This is a genomic window from Pseudomonas sp. LRP2-20 (assembly GCF_024349685.1).
GTDB lineage: Bacteria > Pseudomonadota > Gammaproteobacteria > Pseudomonadales > Pseudomonadaceae > Aquipseudomonas.
Map to the genome: position 1 here is coordinate 617482 of NZ_AP025944.1, position 15841 is coordinate 633322.

Sequence of the window (15841 nt, forward strand, 5' to 3'; positions counted from 1 at the left end):
ATATGTTTCAGGCTGTTCAAATAATCACCAATCACCTTGCTTGTGCGCCCCGCCTTCTCTACAATTGCGCCCCTTGCCGAGCTGGCAGGTGCACATGTGCCTCCCCTCCGTGCAAGACATACAGTGTCATTCACTCCTTGTCTGACCAGATTCGCTGGCAGACTACTAACCCGTAAGGAGCATTCATGCGTCATTACGAAATCATCTTCCTGGTTCACCCGGACCAGAGCGAGCAAGTCGGCGGCATGGTTGAGCGTTACACCAAGCTGATCGAAGAAGATGGCGGCAAGATCCACCGCCTGGAAGACTGGGGCCGTCGTCAACTGGCCTACGCAATCAACAATGTTCACAAGGCTCACTACGTGATGCTGAACGTTGAGTGCACCGGCAAGGCCCTGGCCGAGCTGGAAGACAACTTCCGCTACAACGATGCCGTTATCCGTAACCTCGTCATCCGTCGCGACGAAGCCGTAACCGGCCAGTCCGAGATGCTGAAGGCTGAAGAAAACCGCAGCGAGCGCCGTGAGCGTCGTGAGCGTCCTGAGCATGCTGAATCCGCCGACGGCGACGACAGCAATGACAGCGACTCCAGCGATAACGCTGACGAGTAATCCACGGACCTTTAGAGGAGCCTATTAAATGGCACGTTTCTTCCGTCGTCGTAAATTCTGCCGCTTCACTGCTGAAGACGTGAAAGAGATCGACTTCAAAGATCTCAACACCCTGAAAGCTTACGTATCCGAAACCGGCAAGATCGTTCCAAGCCGTATCACCGGTACCAAAGCTCGTTATCAGCGTCAGCTGGCTACCGCTATCAAGCGCGCCCGCTTCCTGGCCCTGCTGCCCTACACCGACAGCCACGGCCGCTGAGACCGGGTCGTCGACAAGCAGTAAGGGATTAGCATGCGAGCGTTAGCAAGTTTCATCATGCGCGGTCGTGTGCAGGCCACCCTGGTGGTGGTCATCAGCGCGGTACTGCCGCTGCTGTTCTGGTTGAGTGCCGCTGCCGGCAGCCTTGTGCTGCTGCGGCGTGGGTTCAAGGATGCTTCAACGGTCATCGCCGGCGGCCTGCTGGCCGGGCTGGCCGTGTGGTTCATGGGCGATCCGATCACCTTCCTGGTGATTGCCGGTGCCCTGGGCCTGGCCGCGCTGTTGCGCGCCGAGCATCCCTGGAGCCGTGTGCTGGTCGCCAGTGCCGTGTTCGCCGTGGTTTTCAGCCTCGTGCTCGACATGGCGCTGGCGCAGACCTTCGATGTGCTGGCCAAGGCGTTTGCCGAAGCCATGCCGAAAATCGAAGGGGAGCCGGTGCTCTCCGGTGAGCTGATCCGCCCTGTGCTGGTCGCTTCCACAGCAGTGACGGTGCAGTTGTTCAGCGTGTTGGCCCTGGTGCTGGCGCGTTATTGGCAGGCAGCGTTGTACAACCCTGGAGGCTTCGGTCGCGAGTTTCGCGAACTGAAGTTGCCGAAACAGACCATGGCGGTCTTGGTGGCAGTGATGGTGGTGGCGCCGTTTATCGGGTCGCAGTTCATCATCCTGGCGTCGGCGTCGAGCCTGGTTCTGGTGCTGGCTGGCATCGCCTTGATGCACGGGCTGGTGGCACAGGGGCGACTGGCCGGGTTCTGGCTGGTGGGCATGTACGTGACGTTGCCGCTGATCATGCAGCTGATCTACCCGTTGCTGATGGTCCTGGCCATTGTCGACAGCCTGATTGATTTTCGCGGTCGCAAGTCCCCTCCGGGGAAAGACTCCGCGAACGGTGAAGGTTAAAAGTTAAGAGGTTTTACCAAATGGAACTGATCCTGCTGGAAAAAGTCGCTAACCTGGGCAACCTGGGCGACAAAGTTAAAGTTAAGGCTGGTTACGGCCGTAACTTCCTGCTGCCATTCGGCAAGGCCACCGTTGCCAACGCCGCCAACCTGGCTGCGTTCGAAGAGCGTCGCGCCGAGCTGGAAAAAGCAGCTGCTGACCGTAAAGCTTCGGCTGAAAGCCGTGCTGCCCAACTGGCCGAGCTGGAAGTGACCATCACTGCCACCGCTGGCGACGAAGGCAAGCTGTTCGGTTCGATCGGCACCCACGACATCGCTGACGCCCTGACCGCCTCCGGCGTTGAAGTGGCCAAAGCTGAAGTTCGTCTGCCGAACGGCACCATCCGTCAAGTTGGTGAATACGACGTAGCCGTGCACCTGCACAGCGACGTTGAAGCCACCGTACGTGTGGTCGTCGTAGCTGCCTAAGCTGCGCTGACCGGTGGTCCCTCGCGGGATAGCCGGTTAACATCGGGCACGGTCCTGTTCATTCAGGCCGTGCCCTTTGTCTTTTTCATCCTCCAGAATTCTTTCGTGGCCATGAACGAGATCACCAACTCCGAACAGCTCGACCTGCAAACCGCAGCCCTGAAGGTGCCGCCGCATTCCATCGAGGCCGAACAGGCCGTGCTCGGTGGCCTGATGCTGGACAACAACGCCTGGGAGCGGGTGCTGGACCAGGTGTCGGATGGCGATTTCTACCGGCATGACCACCGCCTGATCTTCCGTGCCGTGCACAAGTTGGCCGACGCCAACCAGCCATTCGACGTGGTGACCCTGCACGAGCAGCTGGACAAGGAAGGCCTGTCGTCTCAGGTTGGCGGCCTGGCGTACCTGGCCGAACTGGCCAAGAACACTCCGTCGGTGGCCAACATCAAGGCCTACGCCGCGATCATTCGCGAGCGGGCGACGTTGCGCCAACTGATCAGCATCAGTACCGACATTGCCGACAACGCCTTCAACCCGCAAGGGCGCAATGCCGAGGAAATCCTCGACGATGCCGAACGGCAGATCTTCCAGATCGCCGAAGCGCGGCCGAAAACCGGTGGCCCGGTGGGTGTCAACGAACTGTTGACCATGGCCATCGACCGCATCGATACGCTGTTCAACTCCGACAGCGACATCACCGGCGTGTCCACCGGCTTCACCGACCTGGATGAGAAGACCAGCGGCCTGCAGCCGGCCGACCTGATCATCGTCGCCGGCCGTCCGTCGATGGGTAAGACCACCTTCGCCATGAACCTGGTGGAAAACGCCGTATTGCGTACCGACAAGGCAGTGCTGGTGTTCTCCCTCGAGATGCCAGGTGAATCGCTGATCATGCGTATGCTCTCGTCGCTGGGCCGCATCGACCAGACCAAGGTGCGTTCCGGTCAGCTCGATGATGATGACTGGCCGCGCCTGACCTCGGCGGTGAACCTGCTTAACGATCGCAAGCTGTTCATCGACGATACCGCCGGCATCAGCCCCTCGGAAATGCGTGCGCGTACCCGCCGCCTGGCCCGTGAGCACGGCGACATCGCCATGATCATGGTCGACTACCTGCAGCTGATGCAGATCCCGGGTTCGGCCGGTGACAACCGGACCAACGAGATTTCCGAGATCTCCCGTTCCCTCAAGGCCCTGGCCAAGGAATTCAACTGCCCGGTGATCGCGCTGTCGCAGCTGAACCGCTCCCTGGAACAGCGCCCGAACAAACGCCCGGTGAACTCCGACTTGCGTGAATCCGGTGCGATCGAGCAGGACGCCGACGTGATCATGTTCGTGTACCGCGACGAGGTGTACCACCCCGAGACCGAGCACAAGGGCGTGGCGGAAATCATCATCGGTAAACAGCGTAACGGCCCCATCGGCTTCGTGCGCCTGGCGTTCATCGGCAAATACACCCGCTTCGAGAACCTCGCGCCGGGCATGTACAACTTCGACGACGACGAATAAGCACTGAGACAGTTATCGGTTCCCTGTGGGGGCGGGTTTACCCGCGAATGCGATGTCAGCTTTACCGCCGCATTCGCGGGTAAACCCGCTCCCCCAGGGGGGCGATGTTTTCTTTCGTCGATCCTCATGAATCCGACAACCACCGTCGGATTTGGTCAAAATTTGTGCTATATTCCGCGCCCGCGATTTCCCTGCACACCAGAACCGGTCACTGACATGCAAGCAGCCAAACCACTCTACGACTATCCCAAGTACTGGGCCGAATGCTTCGGGCCAGCACCTTTCCTGCCGATGAGCAGGGAGGAGATGGATCTGCTCGGCTGGGATTCCTGCGACATCATCATCGTGACCGGTGATGCCTACGTCGACCACCCCTCGTTCGGCATGGCCATCATCGGCCGCCTGCTGGAGGCCCAGGGCTTCCGCGTGGGCATCATCGCCCAGCCGAACTGGCAGTCGAAAGACGACTTCATGAAGCTTGGCGAGCCGAACCTGTTCTTCGGCGTGGCCGCCGGCAACATGGACTCGATGATCAACCGCTACACCGCGGACAAGAAGATCCGTTCCGACGACGCCTACACTCCTGGTGGCCTGGCCGGCAGCCGCCCGGACCGCGCCAGCCTGGTGTACAGCCAACGCTGCAAGGAAGCCTACAAGCACGTGCCGATCGTGCTCGGCGGCATCGAGGCTTCGCTGCGCCGCATCGCCCATTACGACTACTGGCAGGACAAGGTCCGCCATTCGATCCTGATCGACGCCAGCGCCGACATCCTGCTGTTCGGCAACGCCGAACGCGCGGTGGTCGAGGTCGCCCAGCGCCTGTCCAACGGCGAGAAGATCGAAACCATCACCGACGTGCGCGGCACCGCGTTCGTGCGCCGTGACACGCCGCAAGGCTGGTACGAGATCGACTCTACCCGCATCGACCGCCCGGGCCGCGTCGACAAGATCATCAACCCGTACGTGAACACCCAGGACACCCAGGCCTGCGCCATCGAGCAGGCCAAGGGCGACCAGGAAGACCCGAACGAAGCCAAGGTGGTGCAGATCCTCGACAGCCCGAGCGTGACCCGGGAGAAGTCGGTGATCCGCCTGCCCTCGTTCGAGAAGGTGCGTAACGACCCGGTACTCTATGCCCATGCCAACCGCGTGCTGCACCTGGAGACCAACCCGGGCAACGCCCGCGCGCTGGTGCAGAAGCACGGTGAAGTGGATGTGTGGTTCAACCCGCCACCCATTCCGATGAGCACCGAGGAAATGGACTACGTGTTCGGCATGCCCTACGCCCGTGTGCCGCACCCGGCCTATGGCAAGGAGCGCATTCCGGCCTACGAGATGATTCGTTTCTCGGTGAACATCATGCGTGGCTGCTTCGGCGGCTGCACCTTCTGCTCGATCACCGAACACGAAGGCCGCATCATCCAGAACCGCTCCCACGAGTCGATCCTCAACGAAATCGAGGAGATGCGTGACAAGGTGCCGGGCTTCACCGGCGTGGTCTCCGACCTTGGCGGGCCAACCGCCAACATGTACCGCATTGCCTGCAAGAGCCACGACATCGAGAAGCACTGCCGCAAGCCGTCGTGCGTGTTCCCGGGCATCTGCGAGAACCTCAACACCGACCACAGCTCGCTGATCGAGTTGTACCGCAAGGCCCGTGCCTTGCCGGGGGTGAAGAAGATCCTGATCGCCTCGGGCCTGCGCTACGACCTGGCAGTGGAATCGCCGGAGTACGTCAAGGAGCTGGTCACCCACCACGTTGGCGGCTACCTGAAGATTGCCCCGGAGCACACCGAGCGTGGCCCGCTGGACAAGATGATGAAGCCGGGTATCGGCACCTATGACCGCTTCAAGCGCATGTTCGAGAAGTTCTCGAAAGAGGCGGGCAAGGAGCAGTACCTGATCCCGTACTTCATCGCCGCGCACCCGGGCACCACCGACGAAGACATGATGAACCTGGCCCTGTGGCTCAAGGGCAACGGCTTCCGCGCCGACCAGGTGCAGGCGTTCTACCCGTCGCCGATGGCTTCGGCCACGGCCATGTACCACTCGGGCAAGAACCCGCTGCGCAAGGTCACGTACAAGAGCGAAGGGGTTGAGATCGTCAAGAGCGAGGAGCAGCGCCGGTTGCACAAGGCGTTCCTGCGCTATCACGATCCTAAGGGCTGGCCGATGCTGCGTGAAGCGCTGCAGCGTATGGGCCGTGCCGACCTGATCGGGCCGGGCAAGCACCAACTCATCCCGCTGCACCAACCGCAGACCGACACCTATCAGAGCGCGCGCCGCAAGAACTCGACCCCGGCTGGCAGCCACAAGGTGGGCAAGGATCAGAAGATCCTCACCCAGCACACTGGCCTGCCACCGCGTGGCAGCGATGGCAGCAAGCCGTGGGACAAGCGCGAGAAGGCCAAGGCCGAGGCGTTTGCCCGCAACCAGCAGGCGGCCAAGGAGCGCAAGGAAGCGGCCAAGGGCGGCGGCAAGGGCAAGAAGCCGCGCCAGCCGGTAATCCCGCGCTGAGCATGCAGTCGCAATAGAGAGCCCTGTGGGAGCGGGCTTGCCCGCGAATGCGATGGTTGATCCACCCATTCATTCGCGGGCAAGCCAGCTCCCACAGGTTCCTGCATAAGTCTCAAATATCAGTCAGGCTGCTTGTCGACCCACTTCGGCAACACCGGCGACTCGAAGCGCTCCATCCCATCCAGCAGCTCATCCGCCTGCTGCGCCAGCAGCAACATGGCCCGATGCTGTGGCCGCACGAAGCCTTCCTCGACAATATGGTCGAGGAACCCGCCGAGCTTTTCATAGAAGCCATTCACATCGAGCAGCCCCAGCGGCTTGGCGTGATAACCCAGTTGGCCCCAGGTCCACACCTCGAACAGCTCCTCCAGCGTGCCCAGGCCACCCGGCAGGGCGATGAAGGCGTCGCTCAGCTCAGCCATGCGCGCCTTGCGCGCATGCATGCCGTCAACCACTTCGAGGCGGCTCAGGCCCTTGTGGCCGATCTCGGCATTCATCAGGCTTTGCGGGATGATCCCGATCACTTCGCCACCTGCGGCCATGGCCGCATCGGCGACAGTGCCCATCAGGCCGACCGCGCCTCCGCCGTAGACCAGGGTCAGGCCGCGGCGGGCAATGGCCTGGCCAAGCGCAACGGCCGCTTCACGGTAGGCAGGGTTGGCGCCGATGCTGGCGCCACAGAACACACAAACGGAACGTACAGACATCGTGCTTCTCCAGTCATATCGCTGACAGGGTAAAGCGAATTATCTGGCGTCTCCAATGCCGGTTTCACTCCGGGCGGGCGAATTCACAGCTGGCACCGGTGGCCCCGTGGGCGTAGGCGGCGAGCAGGCTGTTCATGAAACTTGAAAGGGACATTGCGATTGCTCCTAAATGAGAGGTTGTCCCATCGTCTATTAAAAGGGCATGATGTGCCCTTAGATTGGTTGTATACAATCGATTGAACAATTCTACTGGCTGGCCACTTGACACCCCCTTGACCCATATCAGCAGGGGGCTGAACGGTTTCAGGCAGTCTCGCAATTGATAAAACCCTGCCAAGGAGATTCATGATGTTTGCGAAAGCTGTAGCGGTATCCCTGCTGACCCTCGCCAGCGCCTCTGTCTTCGCAGCCGAATGCTCGGTAACCGTCGACTCGACCGACCAGATGTCCTTCAACACCAAGGATATCGTTGTCGACAAGAGCTGCAAGGAATTCACCGTCAACCTGACCCACTCCGGCAGCCTGCCGAAGAACGTCATGGGCCACAACGTGGTCATCAGCAAGGAAGCTGACATGCAGCCGATCGCTACCGACGGCTTGGCCGCAGGGATTGAGAAGAATTACCTGAAGGCCGGTGATGAGCGCGTAATCGCGCATACCAAGATCATTGGCGCTGGCGAGACTGACAAGCTGACCTTTGATGTGTCCAAGCTGGCGGCTGATCAGAAGTACGGCTTCTTCTGCTCGTTCCCTGGCCACATCTCGATGATGAAAGGCACTGTCACGCTCAAGTAAGCATGCAGTGAAAACCGGGGCCGCTTGGCGGCCCCGGTTGTTTTCACGGTGCGAACGGCAGTTCGCGCTTGTGCTGGGTCTTGCGGTAGGTGGCGACGATGATGTCGAACGCCTGCTGATCCACCGGCAGCCCGTGCAGGAAAGCATCGATCTGCTGATAGGTCACGCCATGGGATGCCTCGTCCGGCTTGCCAGGCTCCAGGTCTTCAAGGTCCGCGGTCGGCACCTTTTCCACCAGCGACTCCGGCGCGCCAAAGCTGCGCGCGATCGCTCGCACCTGGTTTTTCACCAGCCCGCTCAGCGGCGCCAGGTCGCAGGCACCATCACCGAACTTGGTAAAGAAACCCATCACCGCCTCGGCGGCATGGTCGGTGCCGATCACCAGGCCCGCGCGAGCACCGGCGATGGTGTACTGGGCAACCATGCGGGTACGTGCCTTGACGTTGCCGACGACGAAGTCCACAAGGGTCGGTGAACCATTCTTCAACTCCACCACTTCTGCTGCCAGCGCCTTGACCGCCGGAGCGATGTCGACAGTGTGCACTTCATCGGCCTTGATCACCTCCAGGCACGCCTGGGCGTCATGTTCGTCATGCTGCACGTGATAGGGCAGGCGCACGGCGATGAAGGTGTAGGCCTTGTCGCCGGTTTCGGCGCGCAGCTCGTTGATGGCGCGCTGGGCGAGCAGGGCGGCGGTCAGCGAATCGACGCCGCCGCTGATGCCCAGCACCAGGGTCTTGAGCCGGGCATTGGCCAGGCAGTCCTTGATGAACGCCACGCGCCGGGCGACTTCGGCCTCGAGCGCAGCGGCGTCGGCGAACGGCGGCTGTACTTTCAGCGCCTGGGCAATCTCTTGCTGAACCGCTTGCATGGGTTACTCCTTGCTGGGGACTTTGAAAACGTGACGCATGTAGGCGACGAAGTTCTCGTCGCGGCACTGGGTCTTGGCGGCTTCGTCGGAGATCTTCGCCACCGGCGAGCCGTTGCAGTCGGTCATTTTAAGCACGATGTTCATCGGCGCCACACCGGGGATGTCGCAGGTGAGGTTGGTGCCGATGCCGAAACTGACGTTGATGCGCCCGCGCAAGGCACGGAAGATGTCCAGCGAGCGGGTCAGGTTGAGGCCGTCGGAGAACACCAGGGTCTTGGTCATCGGGTCGATACCCAGCTTCTGGTAATGGGCGATGGCCTTTTCCGCCCAGGCCACCGGCTCGCCCGAGTCATGGCGCAGGCCGTCGAACAGCTTGGCGAAGTACAAGTCGAAATCGTTGAGGAAAGCATCCATGGTGATGCAGTCGGTCAGGGCGATACCGAGCAGGCCGCGGTACTCGCGGACCCAGCAGTCCAGCGCGGCGATCTGGCTGTCGATCAGCCGCGGGCCGAGCTGCTGGTGGGCCATGATCCACTCGTGGGCCATGGTGCCCAGTGGTTTGATATCCAGTTTCCATGCCAGGTCGACGTTGCTGGTGCCGACGAAGCGGCCCGGGAAGTCGTCGCGCAGCACGCGCACCACGTCTTCCTGCACACGGCTGGAAAAACGCCGGCGGGTGCCGAAATCGGCAACCTGCAGGTCGGCCAGTTCGTCGTCGCTGGCGTGGGCGCGCAGCCAGTCGAACTTGCGGTACAGCTGATCACGGGCCTCGGCCAGGCGCATGCGCGGGTGCAGGTGGCGGTTGCGCACTTCGCTGATGATGGCCAGCAACGGCACTTCGAACAGGATCACGTGCAGCCATGGGCCTTTCAGGCGCAGGAACAGCTGGTCGTTCTCGATGCCGATGCGCACATAGCGCAAGTTGAAGCGGAACAGGCGCAGAAAACGCAGGAAGTCGGGCTTGAGGAAGCTGATGCGTTCGAGGAAGGCCGGCTGGCCATCATCGAGGGTCAGGTCGCTGAGCAGTTCCAGTTGATGGCGGATCTCGCCAAGGTAGGGGCGCAGGTCCTCGCCGTTGCGGCAGCGAAATTCCCATTCGACGTCGGCGTCTGGGTAGTTGTGTAGCACGCCCTGCATCATGGTGAGCTTGTAGAAGTCGGTGTCGAGCAGGTTGTGCACGATGCGCTCGGCGAATGCGCTCTCGCTCATCAAGGGGGCTCCGGAAACGGCGAATGGTGGACATTGTGCCAGTCTTTTTGCCGTTGTTGTGTCTGGGCCGGCCTCTTCGCCGGCAAGGCAGCTGCCCCGCAGGCCGCGTAATGGCCAAATCAGGTGTTTTTCCGTGCACCAGCTAGCCTTGAAACAGTGCTGCCTGTAGCAGTCGCGCACCAGCGGTGTGCACTTCGGTGACGTCCACTGTTACAGGGCGGTTGCACGTTAACACTTGCCAGGGTTGCAATGATGGCACTCGACGGTTGCTCCTTGTCTGTACGTGTGGTGGCGCCTGCCGCGGGGCAGACGGTTGCACGCTCAATAAAGAAAAGGCCGTCGGTCGCCTGGGGGTGACCTTTACAGTGTGTTTTCTCGGAAGACAAAACCGATGGCACGGCCCTTGCTCTGAGCACAGGGCTGAGAAGTTGTAGTGCCAACCAAAAAAAACTCTAGGAGCACCACCTCATGTCGCAGACGTTTTACAAGAAAGGTTTCCTGGCTCTGGCCGTAGCTACGGCACTGGGTGTTTCTTCGTATGTTCAGGCCGACGTCAAGATCGGCGTCGCGGGCCCCATGACGGGGGCTAACGCAGCGTTTGGCGAGCAGTACATGAAAGGTGCGCAGGCAGCGGCCGACAAGATCAACGCCGCCGGTGGCGTGAATGGCGAGAAGATCGTCCTGGTGAAAGGCGATGACGCCTGCGAGCCGAAGCAGGCCGTAGCCGTGGCCAACCGCCTGGTCGATCAGGACAAGGTGATCGGCGTGGTCGGGCACTTCTGCTCCTCCAACACCATTCCGGCTTCCGAGGTGTATGACGAGGCTGGCGTGATCGCCATTACCCCAGGCTCGACCAACCCGCAGGTTACCGAGCGTGGCCTTTCCGCGATGTTCCGCATGTGCGGTCGTGACGACCAGCAAGGCATCGTCGCCGGCGACTACATCGTCGACGTGCTCAAGGGCAAGAAGGTTGCGGTGCTGCACGACAAGGACACCTACGGCCAGGGCCTGGCCGATGCGACCAAGGCGCAGCTGGAGAAGCGTGGTGTCAAGCCGGTGCTGTACGAAGGCCTGACCCGCGGCGAGAAAGACTTCAGCGCCGTGGTCACCAAGATCCGCGCCGCCGGTGCCGACGTGGTCTACTTCGGTGGCCTGCACCCGGAAGCCGGCCCGCTGGTACGCCAGCTGCGCGAGCAGGGCCTGAAGGACGTCAAGTTCATGTCCGATGACGGCATCGTCACCGATGAACTGGTGTCCACCGCAGGGGGCGCGCAGTACGTCGATGGCGTGTACATGACCTTCGGTGCCGACCCACGCCTGCTGCCAGACAGCAAGGCCGTGGTGGAAGAATTCCGCAAGGCCGGTACCGAGCCGGAAGGCTACACCTTGTACGCCTACGCGTCGCTTCAGGCACTGGCTGCCGCGTTCAACGGCGCCAAGTCGAACAAGGGCGAAGACGCCGCCAAATGGCTCAAGGCCAATCCGGTCAAGACCGTCATGGGCGAGAAGAAGTGGGACAGCAAGGGCGACCTGACCGTCTCCGACTACGTGGTCTACCAGTGGGACAAGGACGGCAAGTACCACCAGCTGGAAAAACAAAAATAATAACGGCACCTGGCCCGGACGCCCGTCCGGGCCATTGCCCCTGCGGTACCTGTCCTTATTCGGAGACGTGCACGGTTCTGCGCTGCTAGGGCCGCTTCATGCGTGGCTTGTCGTGGTCAGCGCTCGTGCAGTCTCGCTCAGGTGAGATTGCGTTATGGATGGTATTTTCCTGCAGCAACTGGTCAACGGCCTGACCCTCGGGTCGGTCTATGGCCTGATCGCCATCGGCTACACAATGGTCTATGGCATCATCGGCATGATCAACTTCGCGCACGGCGAGGTGTACATGATCTCCGCGTACCTCGCGGCGATCAGCCTGGCATTGCTGGCTTACTTCGGTATCGAGTCGTTCCCCCTGCTGATGCTGGGCACGCTGTTGTTCACCATCGTCGTCACGGGCGTGTATGGCTTCACCATCGAGCGCATCGCCTATAAACCCCTGCGCAACTCCACCCGCCTGGCACCGCTGATCAGTGCCATCGGCATCTCGCTGATCCTGCAGAACTACGCACAGATCAGCCAGGGCGCCCGCCAGCAAGGCGTGCCGACCCTGCTGGAAGGCGCCATGCGCATCGAAGTCGGCACCGGCTTCGTGCAACTGACCTACACCAAGATCTTCATCCTGGTGGCGGCGTTCGTCGGCATGGCCCTGCTCACCTACGTGATCAAGTACACCAAGCTCGGCCGCATGTGCCGCGCTACCCAGCAAGACCGCAAGATGGCCTCGATCCTCGGGATCAACACCGACCGGGTGATTTCCTACGTGTTCGTCATCGGTGCGGTGATGGCCGCGCTGGCCGGCGTGCTGATCACCCTGAACTACGGCACCTTCGACTTCTACGCCGGCTTCATCATCGGTATCAAGGCGTTCACCGCCGCGGTACTGGGCGGCATCGGTTCGCTGCCAGGCGCCATGCTCGGCGGGATCATCCTGGGTATTTCCGAGTCGCTGTTCTCTGGCCTGATCAACTCCGACTACAAGGACGTGTTCAGCTTCTCGCTGCTGGTGATGATCCTTATCTTCCGCCCACAAGGCCTGCTGGGTCGCCCGCTCGTGGCTAAGGTGTGAACATGTCGATTGCCAAGATTGCTTCTGCCTCTGAAACCAAAGGTTTCGATCTCAAGCGCAGCTTGCTCGAGACCATCGTCGCCGGCCTGCTGGCGCTCATCGTGTTCGGCCCGATCGTCGGCGTGGTACTCGACGGCTACACCTTCAACGCCGAACCTCGCCGGGTGGCGTGGCTGGTCGGTGGGGTGATGCTCGGGCGCTTCCTGCTCAGCCTCTACGTGCAGACCGCCGCCGGGCGGCGCATGCTCGAAGGCTTCGACAGCGGCGGGTCGGGCGTGCATGTCAACTCGCCGGACTACAAGTCGCGGTTGCGCTACATCATCCCGGCGCTGGTGGTGATCGCCATCATCTTCCCGGTGTTCGCCAACAAGTACCTGCTGACGGTGGTCATCCTCGGCCTCATCTACGTGTTGCTGGGCCTGGGCCTGAACATCGTGGTCGGCCTCGCCGGGCTGCTCGACCTGGGTTATGTGGCGTTCTACGCCATTGGTGCCTACGGCCTGGCGCTGGGTTACCAGTACCTGGGCCTGGGCTTCTGGAGCGTGCTGCCGCTGGCGGCCATCGCTGCGGCGCTGGCGGGGTGCATCCTCGGCTTCCCGGTACTACGGATGCACGGTGACTACCTGGCGATCGTGACCCTGGGGTTCGGCGAGATCATCCGCCTGGTGCTGAACAACTGGCTGTCCTTCACCGGCGGCCCGAACGGCATGCCTGCGCCGTCGCCGACCTTCTTCGGCCTGGAGTTCGGCCGCAGGGCCAAGGACGGCGGGGTGCCGATCCACGAGTTCCTCGGCATCGACTACAACGCCAACCTCAAGTTCGTGTTCATCTACGTCGTGCTGTTCATCGTCGTGCTGGCGGTGCTGTACATCAAGCACCGCCTGACTCGCATGCCCGTCGGCCGCGCCTGGGAGGCGCTGCGCGAAGACGAGATCGCCTGCCGCTCGATGGGCCTGAACCATGTGCTGGTCAAGCTTTCTGCCTTCACCCTCGGTGCTTCCACCGCAGGCCTGGCCGGGGTGTTCTTCGCCACCTACCAGGGCTTCGTCAACCCGTCGTCGTTCACCTTCTTCGAGTCGGCGCTGATCCTCGCCATCGTCGTGCTCGGCGGCATGGGCTCCACTGTTGGCGTGGTGATCGCGGCGTTCGTCCTGACCGTGGCACCGGAGCTGCTGCGCAGCTTCTCGGAATACCGCGTGTTGCTGTTCGGCGTGCTGATGGTGCTGATGATGATCTGGCGACCGCGTGGGCTGATCCGCATCAGCCGTACCGGTGTGACCCCGCGTAAAGGAGTGGCGCCATGAGCGACGAAATCATTCTCTCGGTCGACAACCTGATGATGCAGTTCGGTGGCATCAAGGCGCTCAGCGACGTCAGCCTGAAGGTCAAGCGCAACCAGATCTTTGCCCTGATCGGCCCCAACGGTGCTGGCAAGACCACCGTGTTCAACTGCCTGACCGGCTTCTACAAGGCCAGTGGCGGGCGCATCGAGCTGAACGTGCGCGGCAGCCACACCAATGTCATCCAGCTGCTGGGCGAGCGCTTCCAGGCGGCGGATTTCGTCTCGCCTGCGCGCTTTGCCAACCGTCTGTACTACAAGATGTTCGGCGGTACCCACCTGGTCAACCGCGCTGGCCTGGCGCGGACCTTCCAGAACATTCGCCTGTTCAAGGAAATGTCGGTGGTGGAAAACCTGCTGGTGGCCCAGCACATGTGGGTCAACCGCAACCTGCTGGCCGGGGTGCTCAACACCAAGGCTTACCGCAAGGCTGAGAGTGATGCCCTGGACCACGCGTTCTACTGGCTGGAAGTGGTCGACCTGGTCGACTGCGCCAACCGCCTGGCCGGTGAGCTGTCGTACGGCCAGCAGCGCCGCCTGGAAATCGCCCGGGCCATGTGCACACGGCCGAAGATCATCTGCCTGGACGAGCCGGCCGCCGGCCTCAACCCGCAGGAAACCGAAGCCCTGAGCCGCATGATCCGCGTGCTGCGTGACGAGCACGACATCACCGTGGTGCTGATCGAACACGACATGGGCATGGTCATGAGCATTTCCGACCATATCGTCGTGCTCGACCACGGCAACGTGATCGCAGAAGGCGCGCCACAGGAAATTCGCCACAACCCGACGGTGATCGCCGCCTACCTGGGTGCCGACGAAGAGGAACTGGTATGACTGCACCCATTCTCGAACTGAAGGAACTGGACGTCTTCTACGGGCCGATCCAGGCGCTGAAAAAGGTTTCGATGCACATCAACGAAGGCGAGACGGTGAGCCTGATCGGTGCCAACGGTGCCGGCAAGTCGACCCTGCTGATGTCGATCTTCGGCCAGCCACGGGCGGCATCCGGGCATATCGTCTACCGTGGCACCGACATCACTCGCAAGTCGTCGCACTATATCGCCTCCAACGGCATCGCCCAGTCGCCGGAGGGGCGTCGGGTGTTCCCCGACATGACCGTCGAGGAGAACCTGATGATGGGGACCATCCCCATCGGCGACAAATATGCCGCTGAAGACATGCAGCGTATGTTCGAGCTGTTTCCGCGCCTGAAGGAGCGGCGCAACCAGCGGGCCATGACCATGTCCGGTGGCGAGCAGCAGATGCTGGCCATTGCCCGTGCGCTGATGAGCCGGCCAAAACTGTTGCTGCTGGACGAGCCCTCGCTTGGGCTGGCGCCGATCGTGGTCAAGCAGATCTTTGCGACCCTGCGCGAACTGGCCAAGACCGGCATGACCATCTTCCTGGTGGAGCAGAACGCCAACCATGCGCTGAAGTTGTCGGACCGGGCTTATGTGATGGTCAACGGGCAGATCCGCATGAGCGGGACGGGGCAGGAGCTGCTGGTCAACGAAGAGGTGAGGAACGCGTACTTGGGCGGGCACTAAGTCGAATCTGGGGCTGCAAAGCAGCCCCGGTCTCAATGTGGACAACTTGTCGCATATCTTTCTCGAGCCACGCTACGATCCCCTCGCAAGCCCTTGTTTCCACAGGTTGAATGTTTTCCACGATTAATGTGGAGCCGCCTGTGGAAAACATGGTGGCACCTCGCTCTATCCCTTTGTTTTCAAGGCCTGCAAGGTGGTGGTCATATTTTGATCAGTTGCCCTTTGTGGATGATTTCAAAGGCATTTTCTGCACAGGCCAAGCCCTGCGAAAGGTGCTTCAAAGCCTGTGGATAAGTCTGTGGGAAAGCCTTGGACAGACCGCTGCAGGCGGCATGCTTGAAAGCGTTGCGCCATCACCGAAAAGATATCCACCGACCACGACACGCTGAAAGGGTTCCGCGCGATGGACAAGTTGCCCCCAATCCGTGGGGAAAGC

The 15841-nt window shown here is 61.5% G+C and carries 15 protein-coding genes; 12 read left to right on the top strand and 3 right to left on the bottom strand.

All coding sequences use genetic code 11. From position 1 onward, the window contains the following. Positions 1-185: 185 nt before the first annotated feature. The 6 genes from rpsF (at position 186) to OCX61_RS02595 (ending at position 6260) form a co-directional block, all read left to right on the top strand. Entirely contained in the window at positions 186-611 is a 426-nt protein-coding gene (gene rpsF, locus OCX61_RS02570) for a 30S ribosomal protein S6 (RefSeq protein ID WP_013974420.1), read from the top strand. A gap of 28 nt (positions 612-639) precedes the next feature. Continuing rightward, positions 640-870, top strand: a complete 231-nt coding sequence (gene rpsR / locus OCX61_RS02575; protein WP_003249563.1) for a 30S ribosomal protein S18 — start codon at positions 640-642, stop codon at positions 868-870. A 33-nt stretch (positions 871-903) separates the two neighbouring features. Beyond that, a complete protein-coding gene (locus OCX61_RS02580; protein ID WP_060485666.1) occupies positions 904-1767 on the top strand; it encodes a hypothetical protein in 864 nt (287 codons plus the stop codon). A gap of 20 nt (positions 1768-1787) precedes the next feature. Beyond that, positions 1788-2234 carry a 50S ribosomal protein L9 gene (gene rplI, locus OCX61_RS02585; protein ID WP_008101037.1) on the top strand — a complete coding sequence of 149 codons (447 nt, stop codon included), beginning with the start codon at positions 1788-1790 and terminating at the stop codon, positions 2232-2234. Positions 2235-2345: 111 nt separating this feature from the next. Continuing rightward, on the top strand, positions 2346-3743 hold the full coding sequence (gene dnaB / locus OCX61_RS02590) for a replicative DNA helicase (RefSeq protein WP_027920759.1): 1398 nt from the start codon (positions 2346-2348) through the stop codon (positions 3741-3743). A 216-nt stretch (positions 3744-3959) separates the two neighbouring features. Continuing rightward, the gene (locus OCX61_RS02595; RefSeq protein WP_261942483.1) at positions 3960-6260 is read left to right on the top strand and encodes a YgiQ family radical SAM protein; all 2301 of its coding nucleotides are present in this window, start codon (positions 3960-3962) and stop codon (positions 6258-6260) included. Between the two features lie 119 nt (positions 6261-6379). Here OCX61_RS02595 and OCX61_RS02600 read toward each other — a convergent pair whose 3' ends face one another. Further along, a complete protein-coding gene (locus OCX61_RS02600; RefSeq protein WP_085676777.1) occupies positions 6380-6967 on the bottom strand; it encodes a cytokinin riboside 5'-monophosphate phosphoribohydrolase in 588 nt (195 codons plus the stop codon). A 348-nt stretch (positions 6968-7315) separates the two neighbouring features. Here OCX61_RS02600 and azu point away from each other — a divergent pair, with 348 nt between their 5' ends. After that, on the top strand, positions 7316-7762 hold the full coding sequence (azu, locus tag OCX61_RS02605) for an azurin (protein WP_261942484.1): 447 nt from the start codon (positions 7316-7318) through the stop codon (positions 7760-7762). A 43-nt stretch (positions 7763-7805) separates the two neighbouring features. Here the strand turns inward: azu and nadE are convergent, their stop codons facing one another. Then, the gene (nadE, locus tag OCX61_RS02610) at positions 7806-8633 is read right to left on the bottom strand and encodes an NAD(+) synthase (RefSeq protein ID WP_261942485.1); all 828 of its coding nucleotides are present in this window, start codon (positions 8631-8633) and stop codon (positions 7806-7808) included. Positions 8634-8636: 3 nt separating this feature from the next. Continuing rightward, the gene (pncB, locus tag OCX61_RS02615) at positions 8637-9842 is read right to left on the bottom strand and encodes a nicotinate phosphoribosyltransferase (RefSeq protein WP_261942486.1); all 1206 of its coding nucleotides are present in this window, start codon (positions 9840-9842) and stop codon (positions 8637-8639) included. Positions 9843-10310: 468 nt separating this feature from the next. On the opposite strand from pncB, the gene OCX61_RS02620 reads away from it, so the two are divergent. The 5 genes from OCX61_RS02620 (at position 10311) to OCX61_RS02640 (ending at position 15405) form a co-directional block, all read left to right on the top strand. Next, positions 10311-11447, top strand: coding sequence for a branched-chain amino acid ABC transporter substrate-binding protein (locus OCX61_RS02620; RefSeq protein ID WP_085676782.1), 1137 nt, complete (start codon positions 10311-10313; stop codon positions 11445-11447). Between the two features lie 154 nt (positions 11448-11601). Further along, positions 11602-12516, top strand: a complete 915-nt coding sequence (locus OCX61_RS02625) for an ABC transporter permease subunit (RefSeq protein ID WP_261942487.1) — start codon at positions 11602-11604, stop codon at positions 12514-12516. 2 nt (positions 12517-12518) lie between these two features. Next, a complete protein-coding gene (gene livM, locus OCX61_RS02630; protein ID WP_261942488.1) occupies positions 12519-13820 on the top strand; it encodes a high-affinity branched-chain amino acid ABC transporter permease LivM in 1302 nt (433 codons plus the stop codon). Continuing rightward, positions 13817-14692 (top strand): ATP-binding cassette domain-containing protein, encoded by an 876-nt coding sequence (locus OCX61_RS02635; protein WP_085676784.1) that lies wholly within the window; start codon positions 13817-13819, stop codon positions 14690-14692. The genes livM and OCX61_RS02635 overlap by 4 nt, the downstream gene beginning before the upstream one ends. Beyond that, entirely contained in the window at positions 14689-15405 is a 717-nt protein-coding gene (locus tag OCX61_RS02640; RefSeq protein ID WP_261942489.1) for an ABC transporter ATP-binding protein, read from the top strand. Before OCX61_RS02635 ends, OCX61_RS02640 begins: the two co-directional genes overlap by 4 nt. Positions 15406-15841: the final 436 nt, after the last annotated feature.